At 66.1% G+C, this 18860-nt stretch carries 17 protein-coding genes; 16 read left to right on the forward strand and 1 reads right to left on the reverse strand.

What is annotated here, in order from left to right:
• The first annotated feature begins 23 nt into the window (after window positions 1-23).
• The 11 genes from trpS (at window position 24) to FKZ61_RS10915 (ending at window position 11002) form a co-directional block, all read left to right on the forward strand.
• The gene (gene trpS / locus FKZ61_RS10865; protein WP_141610147.1) at window positions 24-1094 is read left to right on the forward strand and encodes a tryptophan--tRNA ligase; all 1071 of its coding nucleotides are present in this window, start codon (window positions 24-26) and stop codon (window positions 1092-1094) included.
• 12 nt (window positions 1095-1106) lie between these two features.
• On the forward strand, window positions 1107-1739 hold the full coding sequence (locus tag FKZ61_RS10870) for an anthranilate synthase component II (RefSeq protein WP_141610148.1): 633 nt from the start codon (window positions 1107-1109) through the stop codon (window positions 1737-1739).
• On the forward strand, window positions 1736-2785 hold the full coding sequence (locus tag FKZ61_RS10875) for a phosphotransferase family protein (protein ID WP_141610149.1): 1050 nt from the start codon (window positions 1736-1738) through the stop codon (window positions 2783-2785). Before FKZ61_RS10870 ends, FKZ61_RS10875 begins: the two co-directional genes overlap by 4 nt.
• 19 nt (window positions 2786-2804) lie before the next feature.
• The gene (trpD, locus tag FKZ61_RS10880; RefSeq protein ID WP_141610150.1) at window positions 2805-3848 is read left to right on the forward strand and encodes an anthranilate phosphoribosyltransferase; all 1044 of its coding nucleotides are present in this window, start codon (window positions 2805-2807) and stop codon (window positions 3846-3848) included.
• Window positions 3845-4690, forward strand: a complete 846-nt coding sequence (gene trpC, locus FKZ61_RS10885) for an indole-3-glycerol phosphate synthase TrpC (protein WP_141610151.1) — start codon at window positions 3845-3847, stop codon at window positions 4688-4690. The genes trpD and trpC overlap by 4 nt, the downstream gene beginning before the upstream one ends.
• Window positions 4691-4726: 36 nt before the next feature.
• A complete protein-coding gene (locus FKZ61_RS10890; RefSeq protein ID WP_141610152.1) occupies window positions 4727-5419 on the forward strand; it encodes a phosphoribosylanthranilate isomerase in 693 nt (230 codons plus the stop codon).
• 135 nt (window positions 5420-5554) lie between these two features.
• Window positions 5555-6835 (forward strand): chorismate synthase, encoded by a 1281-nt coding sequence (gene aroC, locus FKZ61_RS10895; RefSeq protein ID WP_141610153.1) that lies wholly within the window; start codon window positions 5555-5557, stop codon window positions 6833-6835.
• Window positions 6836-6840: 5 nt separating this feature from the next.
• Window positions 6841-7407 carry an AAA family ATPase gene (locus tag FKZ61_RS10900; protein ID WP_229964218.1) on the forward strand — a complete coding sequence of 189 codons (567 nt, stop codon included), beginning with the start codon at window positions 6841-6843 and terminating at the stop codon, window positions 7405-7407.
• Window positions 7404-9014 carry a 3-dehydroquinate synthase gene (aroB, locus tag FKZ61_RS10905; protein ID WP_141610155.1) on the forward strand — a complete coding sequence of 537 codons (1611 nt, stop codon included), beginning with the start codon at window positions 7404-7406 and terminating at the stop codon, window positions 9012-9014. The genes FKZ61_RS10900 and aroB overlap by 4 nt, the downstream gene beginning before the upstream one ends.
• Before the next feature lie 112 nt (window positions 9015-9126).
• On the forward strand, window positions 9127-9567 hold the full coding sequence (gene aroQ / locus FKZ61_RS10910; protein WP_141610156.1) for a type II 3-dehydroquinate dehydratase: 441 nt from the start codon (window positions 9127-9129) through the stop codon (window positions 9565-9567).
• Between the two features lie 16 nt (window positions 9568-9583).
• Window positions 9584-11002 (forward strand): sugar ABC transporter substrate-binding protein, encoded by a 1419-nt coding sequence (locus FKZ61_RS10915; RefSeq protein ID WP_141610157.1) that lies wholly within the window; start codon window positions 9584-9586, stop codon window positions 11000-11002.
• A 10-nt stretch (window positions 11003-11012) separates the two neighbouring features.
• On the opposite strand, the gene FKZ61_RS10920 is transcribed toward FKZ61_RS10915, so the two are convergent.
• Window positions 11013-13433 (reverse strand): DUF4832 domain-containing protein, encoded by a 2421-nt coding sequence (locus tag FKZ61_RS10920; protein ID WP_141610158.1) that lies wholly within the window; start codon window positions 13431-13433, stop codon window positions 11013-11015.
• Window positions 13434-13658: 225 nt separating this feature from the next.
• Here FKZ61_RS10920 and FKZ61_RS10925 point away from each other — a divergent pair, with 225 nt between their 5' ends.
• The 5 genes from FKZ61_RS10925 to FKZ61_RS10945 all read left to right on the forward strand — a co-directional run bounded on the left by FKZ61_RS10925 (window position 13659) and on the right by FKZ61_RS10945 (window position 18849).
• Window positions 13659-14672 (forward strand): hypothetical protein, encoded by a 1014-nt coding sequence (locus tag FKZ61_RS10925; protein WP_141610159.1) that lies wholly within the window; start codon window positions 13659-13661, stop codon window positions 14670-14672.
• Complete coding sequence (locus FKZ61_RS10930; protein ID WP_141610160.1) at window positions 14669-15748, forward strand: M23 family metallopeptidase; 1080 nt, start codon at window positions 14669-14671, stop codon at window positions 15746-15748. Before FKZ61_RS10925 ends, FKZ61_RS10930 begins: the two co-directional genes overlap by 4 nt.
• A 6-nt stretch (window positions 15749-15754) precedes the next feature.
• Window positions 15755-16222, forward strand: a complete 468-nt coding sequence (locus FKZ61_RS10935; protein ID WP_141610161.1) for a hypothetical protein — start codon at window positions 15755-15757, stop codon at window positions 16220-16222.
• A gap of 95 nt (window positions 16223-16317) precedes the next feature.
• Window positions 16318-16812, forward strand: coding sequence for a hypothetical protein (locus FKZ61_RS10940; RefSeq protein WP_141610162.1), 495 nt, complete (start codon window positions 16318-16320; stop codon window positions 16810-16812).
• A 378-nt stretch (window positions 16813-17190) separates the two neighbouring features.
• The gene (locus FKZ61_RS10945) at window positions 17191-18849 is read left to right on the forward strand and encodes a helix-turn-helix domain-containing protein (protein ID WP_141610163.1); all 1659 of its coding nucleotides are present in this window, start codon (window positions 17191-17193) and stop codon (window positions 18847-18849) included.
• The last annotated feature ends 11 nt before the right edge of the window (window positions 18850-18860 follow it).

Genomic DNA, 18860 nt, shown 5'->3' on the forward strand with positions numbered 1-18860 from the left:
TTGAAGATTAAGGAGAACCCACCATGACCGAACGCAAACGTATCCTCACCGGCGACCGACCCACGGGCAAGCTGCACCTGGGCCACTACGTGGGCAGCCATCGACATCGGCTGGCCCTGCAGGACAAATACGAATGCTTCTTCCTCATCGCGGACCTGCACATGCTCACCACCAAGCCGGACAAGGAAGACATCCTGGCCATCGCCGACAATGCCCGGGCCATCGTCCTGGATCATCTGGCCATCGGCATTGATCCCCACAAGGTCACCTTCTGCCTGCAGTCGGCCATCCACGAGACCTACGAGCTGCAACTGCTGATCAGCGGCCTGATCACGGTGGAGCGCCTCCAGCAGCTGCCCACCATCAAAGACATGGCCCAGGCCGCCCACTTCGAGCAGATCCCCTACAACCTGCTGGGCTACCCGGTACTCCAGGCCGCGGACATCCTGCTGCCCCGAGCGCACCTGGTGCCCGTGGGGAAGGACAACGAAAGCCACGTGGAGCTGACCCGCCAGATCGCCCGGCGCTTCAACAACGCCTACGGGGAGGTCTTCCCCATTCCCGAAGCCTACGTGGTGGGCGGCACCCTGGTGGGCACCGACGGCCAGGCCAAGATGAGCAAGAGCCTGGACAACGCCATCTTCCTCAGCGACGACACCGCCACCGTGCGCCGGCGGGTCATGGGCATGTTCACCGACCCCAACCGCATCCGGGCCGACATCCCCGGCCGGGTGGAGGGGAACCCGGTCTTCATCTACCACGATTTCTTCAATCCCAACAAGGAAGAAGTAGAGGATCTGAAGGCCCGTTACCGGGCCGGCAAAGTGGGCGACGTAGAGGTCAAGGAGAAACTCTTCATCGCGCTGGAGAACTTCCTGGCACCCATCCGGGAGCGACGGGCCTACTACGAAAGCCAGACCGGCCTGGTGGACGAGCTGATCTACGAGGGCACCCAGCGGGCCCGGCAGGAAGCCCAGGCCACCATCCTGGAGGTGAAGAAAGCCATGGGCTTCACCGGCGTCTGGAACAAAATCAGCCGAGCGGCAGAACGGCGACGGAAGAAGGCGGAGAAGGCAGCCGCATCGACTGCCTGAGAGGAGCCACCCATGATCGCGGTGATAGACAACTACGACAGTTTCACCTACAATTTGGTGCAGTTCCTGGGTGAACTGGTCCGCCGGGAGGACGCACCGACCGCCTATCGGGGGGCGGAGATCCGGGTCTGGCGGAACGATGAAATCGACGTGGAGGAGCTGGCCGAGCTGCGCCCCAGCCACATCGTCATCAGCCCGGGCCCCGGCACGCCCGAGAAGGACAGCGGCATCAGCAACGACGTGATCCGCATCCTGGGCCGCCACACCCCCATCCTGGGCGTCTGCCTGGGCCAGCAGTGCATCGGCCACGTCTTCGGCGGCCAGGTGGTGCGGGCGCCCCGCCTCATGCATGGCAAGGTGAGCCCCATCCTCCACCAGGGGGTGGGCGTGTTCCGGGGGCTGCCCAGCCCGTTCACCGCCACCCGCTACCACAGCCTGATCGTGGCCGAGCCCTTGCCCCCCGAGCTGGAGGCCACCGCCTACACGCCGGAAGGGGAGCTGATGGGCCTGCAACACCGGACGCTGCCCATCTACGGGGTCCAGTTCCACCCGGAAAGCATCCTGACCGAGTGCGGCAAACAGCTGCTGGACAATTTCCTCCAGATCCGGGCCGGCAACGGACAGGATCGTGGAACAGGACGATGAGCGGACAACAGGTCGCCCAACTGACCCCCTCCATCCACCGCTACCTGACCGCCGCGCCCACCAGCCATTTCCTGGGCCAGCCGGTGGAAATGGTAGACGCCTGGGAAGGACGGGACAACCTGCTCTGGCGGGTACGCTGCCGGGGCCAGGAGGCGGTGCTCAAGCTCTACCTGGATGCCGGCCAGGCCCGCAGCCGCCGCCAATACGACGGCCAGCAGCTCTTCGTCGCAGATGGTCTGGCCCCCCGCCCCCTCTGGTACGACCGCTACCCCACCGGCCTCTCCCGCCAGGTGCTGATCTACGAGTGGGTGCCGGGGCAACCGGTGGACGCCCGAGACGATGGCGAGATGGTGGGGCTGGCCCAGGCGGTGGCGGCCCTCCACCGGGGCGATGTGAGCCAGGTGCGCCGCTTCTGCCCCCACCCGGTCAACCTGGACTTCTACTGGCGTATTGAACAGGGCAGCTTCGCCCAGATCCACGCCTGGCTGGATGGACTGCCCGCGCCAGAGCTGGCCCGCCTGTTTAAAAGCTGGGTAGAACGGGCCGACGCCCTGGTGGCGGAACACCTCCCCCTCTGGCAGCAGGCCGTGCCTACCCCCGTGCACGGAGACTTGAAGCTGGAGAACTGCCTGGCCCACCGGGGGCAGACGGTGCTGGTGGACTGGGAGATGTTTGGGCTGGGCGACCCGGCCCTGGAGGTGGCGCGCTTCTTGCACCACAGCCAGGCCGATTTTCCACCCCACGGCCAGGAGAGATGGCTGGACAGCTACCTGGCCGGACTGCCCCAGCCGGCCCTGGATCAGCGTATCCAGGTCTACCGCCGCCTCCTGCCCTTCCACGATGTCTGCTACCTGCTGCTGGGACTCCAATCCCTGGAGGAAGGTTCCAGGAGCGAAGAGGCGGCCGCCTCCCGGGCGTTTCTCCAGGAGACCCTGGCGGCGGCCCTCATACGCTGTGGCACGGCTCTGGAACAGCCCGTGGACGAGGCCACGGCAGCAGCCTGGGCAGAGGCGCTCTTCCAGGCGGCCCTGGCCGATAACTTTTGACCTGATTGAAGGAGGACCCATGTCTCAAAGTGCCATTCAAACGGCCATTCACCTGCTCTTCGCCCACCAGGATCTCACCGTGGAGCAGGCCGATGCAGCCATGAGTGAGATCATGCAAGGGGAGGCCACGCCCGCCCAGATCGGCGCGTTCCTGGCCGCCCTGCGCATGAAAGGCGAAACGGTGGACGAGATCACCGGCTGCGCCAACGCCATGAAGCGCAGCGCCGTCCAGGTTCGACCCCAGATCAACGGCGCGGTGCTGGTAGATGTGGTCGGCACCGGCGGCGACCGCAGCGGCACCTTCAACATCAGCACCACCGCGGCCTTCGTGGTGGCCGGCAGTGGTGTGAAGGTGGCCAAACACGGCAACCGCTCGGTCAGCAGCAAATGTGGCGCGGCCGATGTGCTGGATGCCCTGGGCGTCAACATCAACCTGACGGCAGAGCAGGCCGCAGCCTGCATCGAAGAGGTGGGCATCGCCTTCCTCTTCGCCCCTCTCTACCACCCGGCCATGCGCTTCGCCATCGGCCCCCGCCGGGAGATCTCCGCCCGCACCATCTTCAACATCCTGGGCCCCCTCACCAACCCGGCCGACGCCAGCAACCTCCTGGTGGGCGTCTACGACCCCGCCCTGACCGAGCCCCTGGCCCGGGTCCTGGGCCAGATGGGCAAGCGGGCCGCCTACGTGGTCCACGGCGCAGACGGCCTGGACGAGCTGAGCATCACCGGCGTCAACCGGGTGAGCCACTACCGCAACGGCCAGGTCCGCACCTTTGAGCTGGACCCCGAGGCGTTGGGCCTGCCTCGGGCCGAACTGTCGGCCATCCTGGGAGGTGACGCGGCCCAGAATGCCCGCATCACCCGGGGCATCCTCAGCGGTGAAATCCATGGCCCCATGCGGGATGCCGTGCTCCTCAACGCCGCCGCGGCCCTGACCACGGAGGAGGACGACCTGAGCCAGGGGCTGGCCATGGCCCGGGAAAGCCTGGACAGCGGCGCCGCGTTGGACGTCCTGGAGCGCTTCATCCGCATGAGCCAGTCCTTTGCTGGAGACGCACCATGAGCCCATCTAAGCTGGATATTGCCAAACACAAAGGCGAGGTGCTGGACCTCATCATGGCCTGGAAACGCCAGGAGGTCCCCAAGCAGATGGAGGAAGTTCCCCTGGCCCAGGTGAAAGCCTTTGCCCACCTGGCGCCGGAGCCCCTGGACTTCGCCGGCGCCCTGACAGCCCGGCCGGGCGCCAGCCTCATCGCCGAGGTGAAGCGGGCCAGCCCTTCCAAAGGGCTGATTGCCCATGACTGGGATCCAGAGCTCATCGCCGAAACCTACGCCCGCAACGGCGCGGCGGCCATCTCCTGTCTGACCGACGCCCGCTTTTTCCAGGGCAAGCTGGCCTACCTGACCGCCATCAAGGAGCGGCTGCGGGAAATCAAGCAGCCGCTGCCGGTGCTGCGCAAGGATTTCATCTACCACGAGTATCAGGTCTACGAAGCCCGCATGGCCGGCGCGGATGCGCTGCTCCTCATCGTCGCCGTCCTCAGCGACCGGGAGCTGCGGGAACTCTACCAGCTCACCACCGACCTGGGCATGCAGGCCCTGGTGGAGGTCCACGACGAGGCCGAACTGGAGCGGGCCCTGGCCATCGACGCCCACATCATCGGGGTCAACAACCGGGATCTGCGCACCTTCCAGGTGGACCTGGAGAACACGGCGCGGCTGCGCGCCCTGATCCCTGCCGGCAAGGTGGTGGTGGGCGAGAGCGGCATCCGCACCCCGGACGACGTCCGCCGCATGGCCGAGATGGGCTGCGATGCCATCCTGGTGGGTGAAACCTTCTGCAAGCTCCCCCAGCAGGAGCGGGCGGCCCGGGTGCGATCCTTTGTCAAAGCCGGCCGGCGCTGAGGTGATTTCACCGCTGACCATGCCAGGAGAGGCATCATGACCCTCCATCAGGAGATTCACCAGAAGATCCACGTCAAAATCTGCGGCATCACCAACCTGGCTGATGCCCGGGTGGCCATGGAGGCCGGGGCCGATCTGCTGGGCTTCATCTTCTACCCGAAATCCCCCCGCTACGTGGAGCCCGAGGAAGCGGCCCACATCGTGGCCGGGCTCCGCCAGGAGCACGACGCTGCCCGGCTGCCCCGCTTTGTGGGCGTCTTTGTGAACGAGCCCATGGGGCGGGTGGCGGCCCTCCTGGCCGAGATCGGCCTGGACTACGCGCAGCTCCACGGGGACGAAACGCCAGAGCAGGTGGCCAGCCTGCCCGGCCACGGCTTCAAAGCCCTGCGCCCGGCGGATAACCGCCAGGCCGAGGCGGAGGCAGCCCGCTTCGCGTCATTGGGCCCGGCAGATGGCCCCCGCTACCTGCTGGATGCCTACGACCCGGCAGCCTACGGCGGCACCGGTCGCCGGGCAGACTGGCAGGTGGCCGCCAGCCTGGCCCGGCGCTATCCCGGCCTGCTCCTTGCCGGCGGCCTGACCCCGGCCAACGTGGCCACGGCCGTCCAGGCGGTGGCGCCCTGGGGTGTGGATGTGAGCAGCGGCGTGGAAGCGGCTCCCGGCCGCAAGGATCACGACGCGGTGCGCGCCTTCATCCGCCAGGTCAGGCAGTCCTGGCCCGGATATTGAACAGGAAACCGAGGATTGTAGACAGCCCTCGGGCACGTCGGTTATACTCTTCCTGACGCCAGAATGCCAGACACAGCGCACGGAGCATCCAATAGCCGTCATTGAGCTGTTTCAGCAACAGATGAGAGAAGCGCCATGGAAATTTTAGGGGGTCCCCTGTTTGCGGTCGCCGGGGCCGGCGAATCCCACGGCCCGGCGGTCACCACCATTGTCTTCGGCTGCCCCCCCGGCCTCTACATCCGCCGCCAGGAGATCCAGGCTTACCTGGACCGCCGGCGGCCGGGCAGCAACAAACATGGCACGCCCCGCCGGGAAGCGGACAAGGTGATCCTGCTCTCCGGCCTCTACCAGGAAGACCACGAGCGGCTGCTGGCCGGCGGCGAGATCGCCACCTGGGTGGACGGCGTGGAATCCCGCACCGAAGGCTACGAGGAAGGCTTCTCCACCGGCGAACCCATCGCCGCGGTGGTGTTGTCCACCTCCAAACGCAGCGGTGACTACGCGCAGTTCGCCGGCCCCACCGGCGAGGTGCGCCCCGGTCACACCGACCTGGTCAAGTACCACAAGTCCCGGGGTTTTGTGGACGTGCGGGGCGGCGGCCGCTCCAGCTACCGCTCCACCATCTCTGACGTCATCGGCGGCTCCATTGCCCGCCGCTTCCTGGCCGACCATTTCGGCACCGCCATCCTCTCTTCCATCAGCCAGGTGGGGCCCCTCCAGGCGCCCACCAGCCTGGCAGAGCACTTCGGCCGCTGGCTGGCCGAACATCCCGGCCAGGCCATCCCCCAGGACGAGATCCAACGGGTGTTGGCCCGGCTGGAGGCAGCGGAGATCTACACCCTGGATGCGGACTTCGCCCACAAGGCCGGCCAGCTCATCAAACAGACCCGCATCGAGGGGGACTCCCTGGGCGCAGCGGTGGAGGTGGTGGCGGTCAACGTCCCTCCCCTGGTGGGTGAACCCCTCTACCAGAGCCTGAAGGTCCGGCTGATGGGAGTGCTGGGCGGGCTCAACGCAGTCCAGGCGTGTGAGATCGGCGCGGGCGTGGCGGTGGTAGCCCGGCGGGGCAGCGAAAACAACGACCCCATCCGCAGCACCGGCTACCAGCGCAACAGCCACGGCGGCCTGATCGGCGGCATCACCACCGGCATGCCCCTGGTCTGCAAGGTGAGCTTCAAGCCCACCTCCACCATCGTCAAACCCCAGCAGTCGGTACGCAAGAACCTGGAGGAGATCGAGTTCCAGCTCCAAAAGGGACGCCACGACCCCTGTGTGGGCGTCCGGGCCGGCGTCACCCTGGAATCTCGCCTGGCCATCGAGCTGATGAACGCGGTGCTCATGCACCAGGCCCAGCGGGTGGATGTCAGCCAGTTCCGCCTCTTTCCCCAGGGCGTGCCGGATCCATCGGCTCCTTGAACACCATGGCCACGCCGCCTCTACCCGGCCAGCCCCACCTTCTGCTGCTGAAGGGCCACCCGGGCACGGGCAAGAGCACCCTGGCCCGCGCCCTGGCCCGACACCTGGGCTGGCCACTGCTGGACAAGGACGATGTGAAGGACCACACGGTCGGGTTGCCCCGGGGCAATGAGCTGGCCTACGAAATCCTGTGGCAGCTCACCGAGACCCAGCTTGTCCTCGGGCTGAGTGTGGTGGTGGATTCGCCGCTCTCCTACCCCATCGGCTATGCCACCGGCTGCCGGTTGGCTCAACGCTACAGAGCCCGCCTGCTGGTGGTGGAGACCCTCCTGGATGAGGCGACGTGGCGCCAACGCCTGGATGCCCGCCTCCCGGATGCTTCCACCCACAAGGTGAGCAGCTGGCCGGCCATGCAGGCGTTGCTGGCCCGGTACAACGGCTGCTGGCGCTATCCCATCGCGCCCGAGCATCACCTGCCCGTGGACACCGCGCGCCCCCTGGAGGTCCAGCTCCACCAGGTGCTGGCCGCAATCCGTTCAACAGTGACCAACCCCAACGAGACAGAACCATGAGCAATTTTCCTGCCACCCGCAACATCGTGCTCACCGGCTTCATGGGCACGGGCAAAACCACCGTGGGGCGTCTGCTGGCCGAGCGCCTGAACCGCCCTTTCGTGGATATGGACGACGCCATTCAGGCCCACTTCGGCAAGCCCATCCCCGACATCTTCGCCCAGGAGGGCGAAGCGGCCTTCCGGGCGGTGGAGGCAGAGCTCTGCCGGCGCTTCGCCCGGGAAGCGGGCATCGTCCTGAGCACCGGCGGCGGCGCGCTGGTCAACCCCGCCAACCGGGAGGCCCTGGCCCAAACCGGCGTCATCATCTGCCTCACCGCCTCCGTGGATGAAATTCTGAAACGGGTGGAGCAGGCCGATGACCGCCCCCTGCTGCCCGGCAGCCAGGCTGAACGGGCCCGCCGGGTGCGTGAACTGCTCCAGGCACGGCGCCCCGCCTACGCCGCCATCCGCCAACAGGTCGACACCACGGGCTACACGCCGGAACAGGTGGTGGAACGGGTGCTGGAAATCCTGGAGGCGGAGATGGAGGTCCCCGGCATGACCCGTATCCCGGTCCAGGGGCCAGAGGGGAGCTACCCCATCTGCATCGGCGAGGGGCTGCTGGCCCACAGCGGGCGGCTGCTGCGTAACCGGGGGCTCCGGCCAGGGCCGGCCGCCATCGTCACCAACCCCATGATCGCGCCCCACTACGCCGCTCCCGTGGCCGAGAGCCTGCGGGAAGCTGGCTTCGAGCCCGTCATCTGCCAGATGCCCGAGGGCGAGCAACACAAGACCCTGGAGACGGTGGCCTCGCTCTACGACCAGTTCCTGGCTGCCGGCCTGGACCGCCGCAGCCCGGTGATTGCCCTGGGCGGCGGCGTGGTGGGCGACACCGCGGGCTTTGCCGCGGCCACCTACCTGCGGGGCGTGCCCCTGGTCCAGATCCCCACCTCCCTGCTGGCCATGGTGGACTCCTCCGTGGGTGGCAAGACGGGGGTGGACCTGCCCCAGGGCAAGAATCTGGTGGGCGCCTTCAAGCAGCCGGTACTGGTCATCATCGATCCGAACGTCATGGCCACCCTGCCGGCGCCGGAATTTCGGGCCGGCCTGGCCGAGGTCATCAAACACGGCATCATCGGCGCGCCAGAGCTCTTCCGGCAACTGGAGGAGCACGGCCCCCTCAACCTGACCCAACTGGTGGCCGACGCGGTGCGGGTGAAGGTCCAGGTGGTGGAGGAAGACCCCTTCGAGCAGGGGCGTCGAGCCACCCTGAACCTGGGCCACACCTTCGGCCATGCCATCGAGCTGGTCAGCCAGTTCAGCATTCGCCACGGCGAAGGTGTGGCGGTGGGGCTGGTGGCGGCCGGGCACATGGCCGCCGACCTGGGCCTCTGTGACCGGGCCCTGGCCGACCGCATCACCCGGGTGGTGGAACGCCACGAGCTGCCCATTTCGTTACAGGGCTATGACATCGAGGCAGTCATGGAAGCCATGGCCCACGACAAAAAGCGGGCCGGCAAGACCCTGCGCTTCGTGGTACCCTACGCCCTGGGCGATGTACGCCTGATCGATGACCCCGGCCCCGAGGTGGTCTACCGGGCCCTGGCCCGGGTGCTCCAGCCGTAAGGGGGCCAGGACATTCCTGCCGGGGCCAGGGATGGCGTGAAGGACGAAGCCCCCACAAAGGGCCACCAACCACCAAAGACCCAAGAGGGAAGACGAAGGGCAGAGTGAAACCATGGCGAAGATTGCCGTCATTCACGGTCCGAACTTGAATTTGCTGGGCACGCGCGAGCCCGAGATTTACGGAACCATGACCCTGACCGACATCGACGACGCGCTGCGGACAGCGGCCGGCGCCGACCACGAGCTGCGTTCGTTCCAGAGCAACCACGAAGGGGCCCTTGTGGACTTCATCCACCAGGCCCGGGAGTGGGCGGATGGCATCCTGATCAACCCGGGCGCCTTCACCCACTACTCCTACGCCCTGCGGGATGCCATCGCCGGGGTGAAGCTGCCCACGGTGGAGGTCCACCTGAGCAACGTCCATGCCCGGGAGCCCTTCCGCCACACGTCGGTCATCGCGCCGGTCTGCGTCGGCCAGATCAGCGGCTTTGGCTGGCGCAGCTACCTGCTGGGCCTGCGTGGCCTGCTGGATCATCTGGCCGACAGAGGGTAAGGGATGGGGGTTAAACGTGGATAGCCGTCCTTGGAAGGTGATGCGGAAGGTGATGCCGGCAGAGACGCCCCGCCCCCAAAGCGCCGGCGGAGTCGGAGGGCGACCCAGCCGCCTGATGCTGGCCCTGGTGACCTGCCTGGCCCTGGGGCTGCTCCTCGCGGCCTGTGGAAGGCGCGGCCAGACCACGCCGACGCCCCCGCCAGTGACCACAGCCGTCGCAGCCGAGAGCCCGAACCCGGCTCCGTCCACGCCCATGGTTACCCCCGCAGGCGAGTCCGCCCCTATCCTGCCCACGCCTACGTCAACCCAGGCGCCCACGCCGGTCAGCGGTCGCCTGGTACTCTGGCACAGTTGGGCCCAGGCAGATGGGGATGCCCTGGCGGCCGCGCTGGAACGCTTCCAGCAGCGCTACCCTGATGTGACGGTGGACACCCTCTTTGTGGCCGATCCGGACTTGCTCCAGAGTTACGGGGAGGCGGTCCAGGCCGGTGGCGGCCCCGACCTGGTGCTGGCCCCCAACTGGTGGCTGGGCCAGATGGTGGCGGCTGGTGTGGTGCAGCCCCTGGACGGCCTGGTGGACGAAGCCGCCCTGCGGGATTACTGGCCCGCGGCCCTGGACAGCCTGCGCTGGCAGGGCCGCCTCTACGGGCTGCCCATCTACATGGAGCTGGTCAGCCTCTACTACAACCGGGCCCTGGTGGATGAGGGCCGGCTGCCCAACACCCTGGACGACCTGCTGGCCCTGGCCCAGGAAGACCCACGCCAGGGCATCGGCCTGTATCTGAGCCTCTACCACCTCTACTGGGGCATCCCGGCCTACGGCGGCCAACTGCTGGACGCCGATGGTCGAGTGGTGCTGGACCAGAACGACGGCGCAGCCCGCTACCTGGCCTGGCTGGTCCAGGCGGACCAGACGCCGGGGAACTTCATCGACCAGGACTACGGCATGCTGCTGGATCGCTTTAAGAAGGAGGAGTATGCCTTCTTCGTGGACGGGCCGTGGAGCCGGGACGAACTCCAGCAGGCCCTGGGCGAGAAGCTGGATGTCACCCTCTTGCCGGCAGGCCCGGTGGCCCCTGCGCAGCCCTGGTTGAACGCCAGCGGCTTCTTCATCAACCCCCAGGCCTCGCCTGAGCAACAGGCGCTGGCGCTCCTGTTTGCGCGGGAAGTATCCGGCCCCCTGGGCGGTCCGTCCATGGCTGGGCTGGCCCGGCGGCTGCCAGCCTTCCGGGGCGCCGAACTGGGTAACGATCCGATCCTGCAGGGCTTCTTCCGCCAGGCTGCCCATGCCCAGGCCCTCCCTGCTGTGCCGGAGATGGAGCAGGTGTGGGCCTATGGCGGGGACATGTTTCTCAAGGTGCTGGCCGGCGGTGCCGATCCAGCGCAGACGGTGGCTGAAACCAGCGCTCTGATCAACGAGGCCAACGGCAAGTAGCTGCCGGGGGCTAACGGTGTACCAGGGGCAGGAAAAGTCGCTCGTCCTGGAGTGGCCCCTGCCCCGGTGCCACCTGGAAATCCGAAGCCAGGACGTTGAGGCCCGTCTCCTCATCCCACACCGCTTCATTGGCGAATCGGATCGAGTAGGCAGGGTTCTGGCGCAGAGACTCATAAGGATCGGGTAGCCACAGGGCAAGCCGATAGGTGCCAGGCACCACATGGGCGGGGATGGCGACGGAGACAGAGAAGAGATGCTCCGCGCCGGGCGTCCATCGCCTGGGGTCCACATCCGGCAGGGGCAATTCATACCACCGCCCCCCTCCCATCAGTACCACGAAGACAGGCCGGGGGTTGTAGGGGGGAGCAAAACCCACGTTGGTCAGCGCCACCTCCAGGGACAGGGCGCTGCCTGGCACAACCGATGGGGCAAAGCGGGCCCTGTTCAGGACCAGGCGATAGCCCAGACGGCGGCGGATGGTCTCCATGCAGCCGCCATCTCTCCAGCCGTCCAACACTTCCTGCCGATAGCCGTTGTTGATGAACGACCAGTGGAGCATTTCCAACTCGGCCAGGGCGTTGGGGCAGTCGGTCCGGGGTGGGTTATACTGACAGGTTTCGCCGCCGATGGGGGTATAGAGCCCTTCCTGCGCGACGAACTCTTTCCAACAGGCGATCTCATCCTGGCCGTCACAATAGGTAGAATGGTGTTTTGGCTCCTGCCCCGTGGTGGATCGATAGGTGGTATCGTCGTCATCCCGCAGGAAACAGTCGTTGTGGTGGCCCACCCGGCTGGCGTCGGTACCGGAGAAGGCCTCGGCACTGGTCAGCGGTCCTCCGTAGAACAGCTCTTTGTAGCGGGGATACCGCAGCTGGAGGGGACGATCTGCCGGCAAGGCGGCCAGAAGCGCATCGACAATGGCCCGCCGGTATTCCAGCGGATGCAGGTACCTGGAGCTATGCCACTCTCCCCAATGGCCCACAAACCCGGCCTGGAGCGCGGCGATGACGTCGGCATTCTCCGCCAGAATGGGCGCCAGCTGCTCGATATGGCGCAGGGCCAGGTCGATGGGGACGTCCGGGTTTGCCTGCGCCGGATCGTCGGTCCAGCCGGGGCCCCAGTTGTAGATAAAGCGAATCACCAGTTTGAGCCCCTTTTGCCGCGCGTCTTGGAAGGCCCCCCGGATGACCGAGAGCCCCTCGGCATCCAGCTCCCGATCCCGATAGTTGTCCAGCCGAAAATAGATCCAGACCAGGGAGTCGGCCGGGTCATCTCGCCTGATGCCGGAGAACTGCTCCGTTCCCTGGTCGGGCCAGATACTCTTCTGGCGCATGAAGCCCCGCTCTGGGTTGGGAAAGTCCTCATCAGATGGGACGAACATCACCTCCCGGGGTGCAGAGGGGGTGGGGGGAGGCACAGTGGGCGCAGCGGTGGGTTCAGGGGATGGGCTGGGCGTTTCCACCGGGGCGGGGGTGGCAGTGGGGGCCGTGGGCGTTACGGTAGGAGCGGATCCATTGCCAACGCAATTGGCGCTACCTGCGTCGGTAAAGGTAGGGGCGTCCTGGGAGACCGTGGCCGGGATGAACTCCCAGTCATAGCGGTCCGGGTGCAGGGTCAGCTTCAGCACGCCCCAGGCCGTGTCGTTGCGCACCTCGCTGTTGGGCTGAATCTCGGAGAACGAGTAGAGGCTTGCGCCGCCCGTCCCCACCACAAACTGGCGGATGCCCCGGGCCGGATCGGCCTGGCCTTCCGGGTCCTGGGGAGCAAAACGTTCGTAGGTATGGTCGTGGCCGCTCAACACCACGTCCGCCCCATACTCGTAAAGGACCTCCCAGAAGGCACGCACGCTCCTGTTGTTGCCATGGCGGCCTGAGCTGAAGCGGGGTTTGTGCCAGTAGGCCAGGGTACAGGTCCTGGGGTTGGCAGCCAGATCGGCGCGCAGCCACTGCACCTGGGGAGAATCGGCGCCACGGTCGATTTCGCTGTTGAGGACGATGATGTGCCAGTCGCCCAGGTCGTAGGAGTAGTAGCCCTTGCAGTCGCTGGTGCAGCCGGCATCCAGCGGCGAGGCCGCCTCGCCGAAGTAGGTGTAATAGCCCGCCGCGCCGGGCACGTGGTAATCATGGTTGCCCGGCGCGGGGCGGGTGCGCCCTTTGTGGCGGCCCCAGCCAGGCCCGTAACACTCCTGAAATTGGGTCAACGTCCCATCAGGATAGGCGTTGTCGCCCAGGGTAAAGACAGTGCCGGCAATCCCATCCAGCAATTGGGCAGTTGCCTCATCCTGGCTCCGGCTGCAGTGGGCAATGTCCCCGGCCCCCACCAGGACCGGAGCCTCGGCCTGGGTGTGGCCGGTACCCGGCCACAGAAGAAAAGCCGCCAAGACCAGGCCCATGAAGAGGCTGCCGGCCCACCAGTCACCAAGCTTGAGCATGTTCAATCTCCTCCATATCGCCGGGGCCCGTAGCCCGTCACGCTAGAGACACATTGTACCTCCCCGGGCCCTTTCCACACAGGGTGACCAATCTACCACTGTCGGGCGTGCAGGCACTGATTCATCTTCTCTTCCCAGTCTGCCTGGGGACAGGCCAATTCAAACATTTGTTTTGCGTCCCGATCGCTTTGGTGTAGAATACACGTCAGGTGAACGGCAGGGCACATGGCAGACACAAAGCAGGGCTTCCAACTTTTTAATCTGGAGACCATGTCCGGCGTGTTTCCAGGCACGCGGACCCGGGTTTTCCAGCGGGTACGCCTGTATCGTCGGGCCGGGTCGCCCCGAGAGCTGCGCTGGTTCCAGCTTTTGTGGTATGAGGCGCCGGCCGCCTGCCTGGTCGCCGAGTATCAACCGGGCGCGCCGGGTGAACCCCGCCCCCTGCTGCGGCTGGCCGGGCCGCCCGGTGAAGAGTTGCTGCCCCGGCTGGAGGCCGCCCTGGCGGCGGCGGGTTGGGCATTGCACAGCTGCGGGAGCTGCGTCCACTGGCGCAGCCGCGGTCAGACCGTGGCCGATGGCCTGCCCCTGGGGCACTGTGGATGGCGGGACGAGCGGCTGGCAGAGGAGCCGATCCCGGCTCTGCTCACGGCCCAGTCCGGCCTTGCGCTGGGCTGTCAGCACTGGCAGGCCCGGGATGCAACATCGTCGGTGCCCCTGGCCGAAGAGAACGAACCCCTGCCGCCCTTGCCCAAAGCGGCCGAACTGGCGAAAGAACAGGAACGCTTCTGGCCCCGGCTGCGTGCCTGGCTGACGGGTGCACGGAAACAGCCGGCTGGAACGCCGGCCTGGCAGGTACGTCTGGTGGAGCGCAGCGGCGTGGGCGCCGGCACAGAGCCCTGCTTCGCCTGTCAAGGCCGGATTGCGAATCTGGGCGCCCTGACCGTGGGAACGGCAGAAGGGGACAAACAGACTTTCAGCGTCTGGCGCTGCCGGCTCTGCCACACCCTGTACCTGAACGATTGGATCGACCGGTGGGAACGGCTGGAGAGCCTGGAAACGGCAGAAACCTACTACCGTATCGCGCCGGCCGAAGCGCTCCAACTCCTCCGGCTCATTGACAGCGTGAGCGGTGGCGAACATCCTGCCCGCCGGGAAGAGCGAGACGACTACCGGCGCCAGATCCTGGCCTTTCTGAGCAGGCTGGAGCCCTTGACCCACCAGGTGAAACAAGGACGGTGACGTTGGATTCCACCACCACGTGCGATACCACCCGCATCGACACAGATCAGACTTACCTCAAGATTGAGAGCCGACCGGCCCGGCTGAACGCCGCGCGCTACACGAGGCTCCCCTTCCCCAACATCGGCCCCGTCCAGGAAGTGGCCTTCGACGTGGGCGTGACAGCCGTCAACGGCCCGGTCACCCTCAACGGACTGGTCTTCAAAGGCTATCATGAACACCAGTTGCTCTTCGAGCAGCGCTGGCCCGCCCGCATCATCCAGGCCCGCACGGGCGAGCAGGACCTGCGCATCCCTGTGGACACCGGGCTGGCCGTCCGGGGGCTCCACTTTTTGATCCACGGCTACGAACCGCTCACCACCATCGAGGTGACCGCGGTGGGCAAGAGCGAGCAGGAAGACGGCCTGGTGACCCAGTCGGTCCTCCAGATCCCCGTGGTCTTCCCGGCCCAGCAGACCGACCTGCACTTTCCCCTGGAAGGGACCTGGTGGGCCATCCAGGCGGCGGACTGGAGCGACCAGCACAAGCTGGAGGTCTTCAGCCAGACCTATGCCATCGATTTTGTGAAGTTGGGGCCGGACAACCAGTTCTTTCGAGGTTCAGGCCTGGCGCTGGAAGACCACTACAGTTGGGATCAACCCGTTTACGCCACCGCCGGCGGCAAGGTGGCCTACATCTGTTACGACATGCCCGACCTGGCGCCGGGCACCCGGCCGGATCCCCGCATGTTCCGGGACGATCCCCGTCGCCTGCTGGGCAACGCGGTGGTCATCAGCCACGGCAACGGGGAGTTCAGCTTCTTCGGCCATCTGCAACAGGCCAGCATCGAGGTGAACGTGGGGCAGGTCATCCGCCGGGGCACCCGCATCGGCCGGGTGGGCAACAGCGGCAATTCACCAGGTCCCCACCTGCACTTTCACCTGATGGAAGGCCCCAACGCCTTCATCGACCAGGGGCTGCCGGTTAAATTCAGCCACTTCTGGGCGGGGGGACAATTCTTCCAGGAGCTGATGACCATTCCCACCCGGATGATCGTCACCGGGCCGGCCCGGCAGGAAACCGGGGACGAGGCTTGAGTCGCCATGGCCGCGCGCAGGTCGACCCCAGAGCAGGACGTCGAATTCTACACCGAGGTCGACGATGAGCTCTACCAGGAGCTGGCGGAGCTAACCGGCCAGCGGGTGGTCCACATCTCGGTCTGGGAAGAGTCGGTACTGGACGCCATCCAACCGACCGATCTGGAGCTGGATGCAGATTCAGCTGGCCAGGCCCATTTTGACCTGGACCTGTACCTGGCCGACGGTGTGTACTTTGAGCTCTACGGCACCCTCTGTTACCCCAGCCTGGAGGAAGAACCCCAGACGGGGCTGGAGGCGGTCTCAACCTGGCTGGCACGTCTGGTCCACGGCGGGCTGTGGCTGGAGGAGGTGGCCGTGGATGAGGAAAACGCCCTGGTATTGGTGCTGGCCCGCCAACACCGGCCGGTTTGTTACCTGGTGGTGGGGGCCTGGCTGCTGGCCGAATGGGAAGAGCTGCCCGCTGAGGCATGAGACTTTAAAAAAAGGGATGGCGCCGCAGAGGTCGCAGCGTTCACCCTCTTTGCCGATTCGATTATCATCCCATCATCCACAGGAGAAGATACGCCATGATTCCCTTAACCGCAGTGAGCGTCTCCAACCGTGAGACCAACCCCTGGCTGGCTTCCGTGTATGCAGGCGTGCTGACGGCCATCGCGGCCTTTGCCACGGTATTACTCTTCCGGGCCGAGATCCCGGTGCTCTACATCCTGGCCTTTCTGTTGATCGGCGCCGGGCCGGTGCTGGGCTATCAGATTGCCACGGGGCAGTTGGGCAGCAACTGGAAGCCCCTCATTGGCGGCATCCTGGGCTTCATCCTGCTGATTCTGGGCTTCATCCTGTGGCCTATCCTGGTGGGCGCCCTGAGCAAGGAGCACTCCATCGGCAAGCTCTTCCTGGGCAGCCTGATCGGGATCATCCTGGGCATCGTGGTGTTCCTGATCGTGGCTTCGGCCATGGGCCAGGACCCGGCCTGGCTGGGCTACGGCTTCACCTTGTTGTGGGCCGTTTGGGGCGGAAGCTGCGGCGCTATCATGACCGCCTGGCGACAGCCGATGTCCTGACCAGTCCCCTGAACCGAGATCGCCTGAAAATCGGGACAGTAGCAGCGGGCGGTTGCCCGCTGTTTTTTTTGGCTGCCCCCCTTGTACAATTCGCCCAAATTGCATGCCCGGCCCCAATTTTATACAATGTGCCCGAAATGTCCGTTTGCTGAATCCCTGCTGCTCCTCCTATAATTCAGAGGATGCCAGCAGATTTAACGTGAACAGCCAGGGCACCCTTCTGGCGAGGGAGGGAACAATGCGGGCATCGCCTGTATCCCAAGGCCAACAGGCGCTTTCCTGGGTGGTTCCAAGGAGGAGGGGCAGGCAACGGCAGAAGAACCTGAGCCCAGGTACCAGCCTGGACCACGAACCGCCACACGCGACACGTTGTGCAATATGTACAAGAACACAGCAACGATTGAAGATATCTATCGCCTGGCTTTACCGCCTGGAACCGAGCTCTTGACGGGCGGGGAATACCTGAACCGCACCGTCAGCTGGGCCTGTAGCCTGCGTCCCAGTCCGCCGGCTTTCCCCAAGCTGGACGGGAACGAGCTTGCCCTCATCGACATGGAGGATCTGCGGCGGCTGGACCCCAACATGCGGCTGGACCGGGTGGTGCGCAGCCTGCAGGATGCCCGCATCGCGGCCGTGGCCGTCCAGGGTGAGTTCCACCGGGCCGCCGTGGACGTGGCCCGGGCCGCCCGCATTCCTCTCTTCCGCCTGCCGGATGATGTGCCCCTCATCCAGGTGGAACGGGCCGTCATTCGCCTGATCGTGGACCGGGCGGGCTACATCGCGCAGCGCTCGGCGGAGCTCCAGCGGGAACTCAACCAGATCGCCCTGGACGGGGGCGGCATGGAGGAGATCGCCCGGCACATTCACCAGTTTCTCCAGCAGCCCATCGTGGTCCTCCGGGAGGATGGCGAGGTGGCAGCCATGGCCGGCCTGGAATCCCTGCCAGAGGGCGAACGCCACGCCGTCACCGGTGCCCTGCCTAACATGATGGCCCTGCGCAGTTGGGCTGTCACCCAGCCCACCCACACCCTGTCCCAGGCAGTGGGCGTGTTGCCCATGCTGGTGCCGGCGGGCGGCAATGGCGGCGAGACAGGGGGCTTCCGGGAAGCAGTGGTGGCGCCCATTTTGGCCAACGAGTCTGTGCGGGGTTTCTGCCTGGTCCTGCGGGGAGAGAACCACAGCCTGGACGTCACCGCGGTGGAGGAGATTGCCGTCCTGCAGGGCGCCGCGGCAGCAGCCCTGGAATGGGCCAAGCAGAATGCCATCGGCATCGCCGAGGAGCGAATGCGGGCGGCTTTCCTGGACGAGCTGCTGGCCGCTGAAATTGCCGACGAGCAGGCGTGGATCCAGCGGGGCGCGTCGCTCAAATTTGACCTCACCCGGCCCCACGTGGCCTGGATGGTGGAGGCCCACAACGTGCCCGACTGGCCCACGCCCCTGCTCCGTTTCGTGGAGAAACAGGGTATCACCGCGCCCTACAGCCGGCGGGAAGAAGGCATCCTGCTCTTCTGGCCCATCGACAATCCCAAGAGCGGCCGGGAGTTGAAGGCTGTGGCCAATGAGTTTGTGAACCAGATCCAGGCCCGCTATCCCAAGGCCAGGCTGGTGATCGGGATCGGGCGCCCCGCTGTGGGACCCGCCCGGTGGCTCCAGAGCCAACAACAGGCCCGGGAAAGCTGGCGCCTGGGGAAGGAATGGAAGGGAGCGCCCGTTACCTACTTTGGGGACCTGGGGCTCTACCAGCTCCTGACCGCCCTGGGCAACAACCCGGAAGCGGCCCGCTTTTTCCGCAAAACCCTGGGCCGCCTCATCCTCCACGACGACAACCGCAATGCCGAGCTGGTGGACACCCTGGAGGCCTTCTTTGAGTGCCACGGCAACCTCAGCCAGACGGCCAACCGGCTGCACATCCACCGCAACACCCTGACCTACCGGCTGGAGCGGATCGCCAACATCACCCAGCTCGACCTGAACGACCCCGACGCCCGCTTTTCGCTCCAGCTGGCCCTCAAGCTGCGACCCCTCATGAAAGGGTGATTGGGGATTGG

The organism is Litorilinea aerophila, from assembly GCF_006569185.2.
Taxonomy (GTDB): domain Bacteria; phylum Chloroflexota; class Anaerolineae; order Caldilineales; family Caldilineaceae; genus Litorilinea; species Litorilinea aerophila.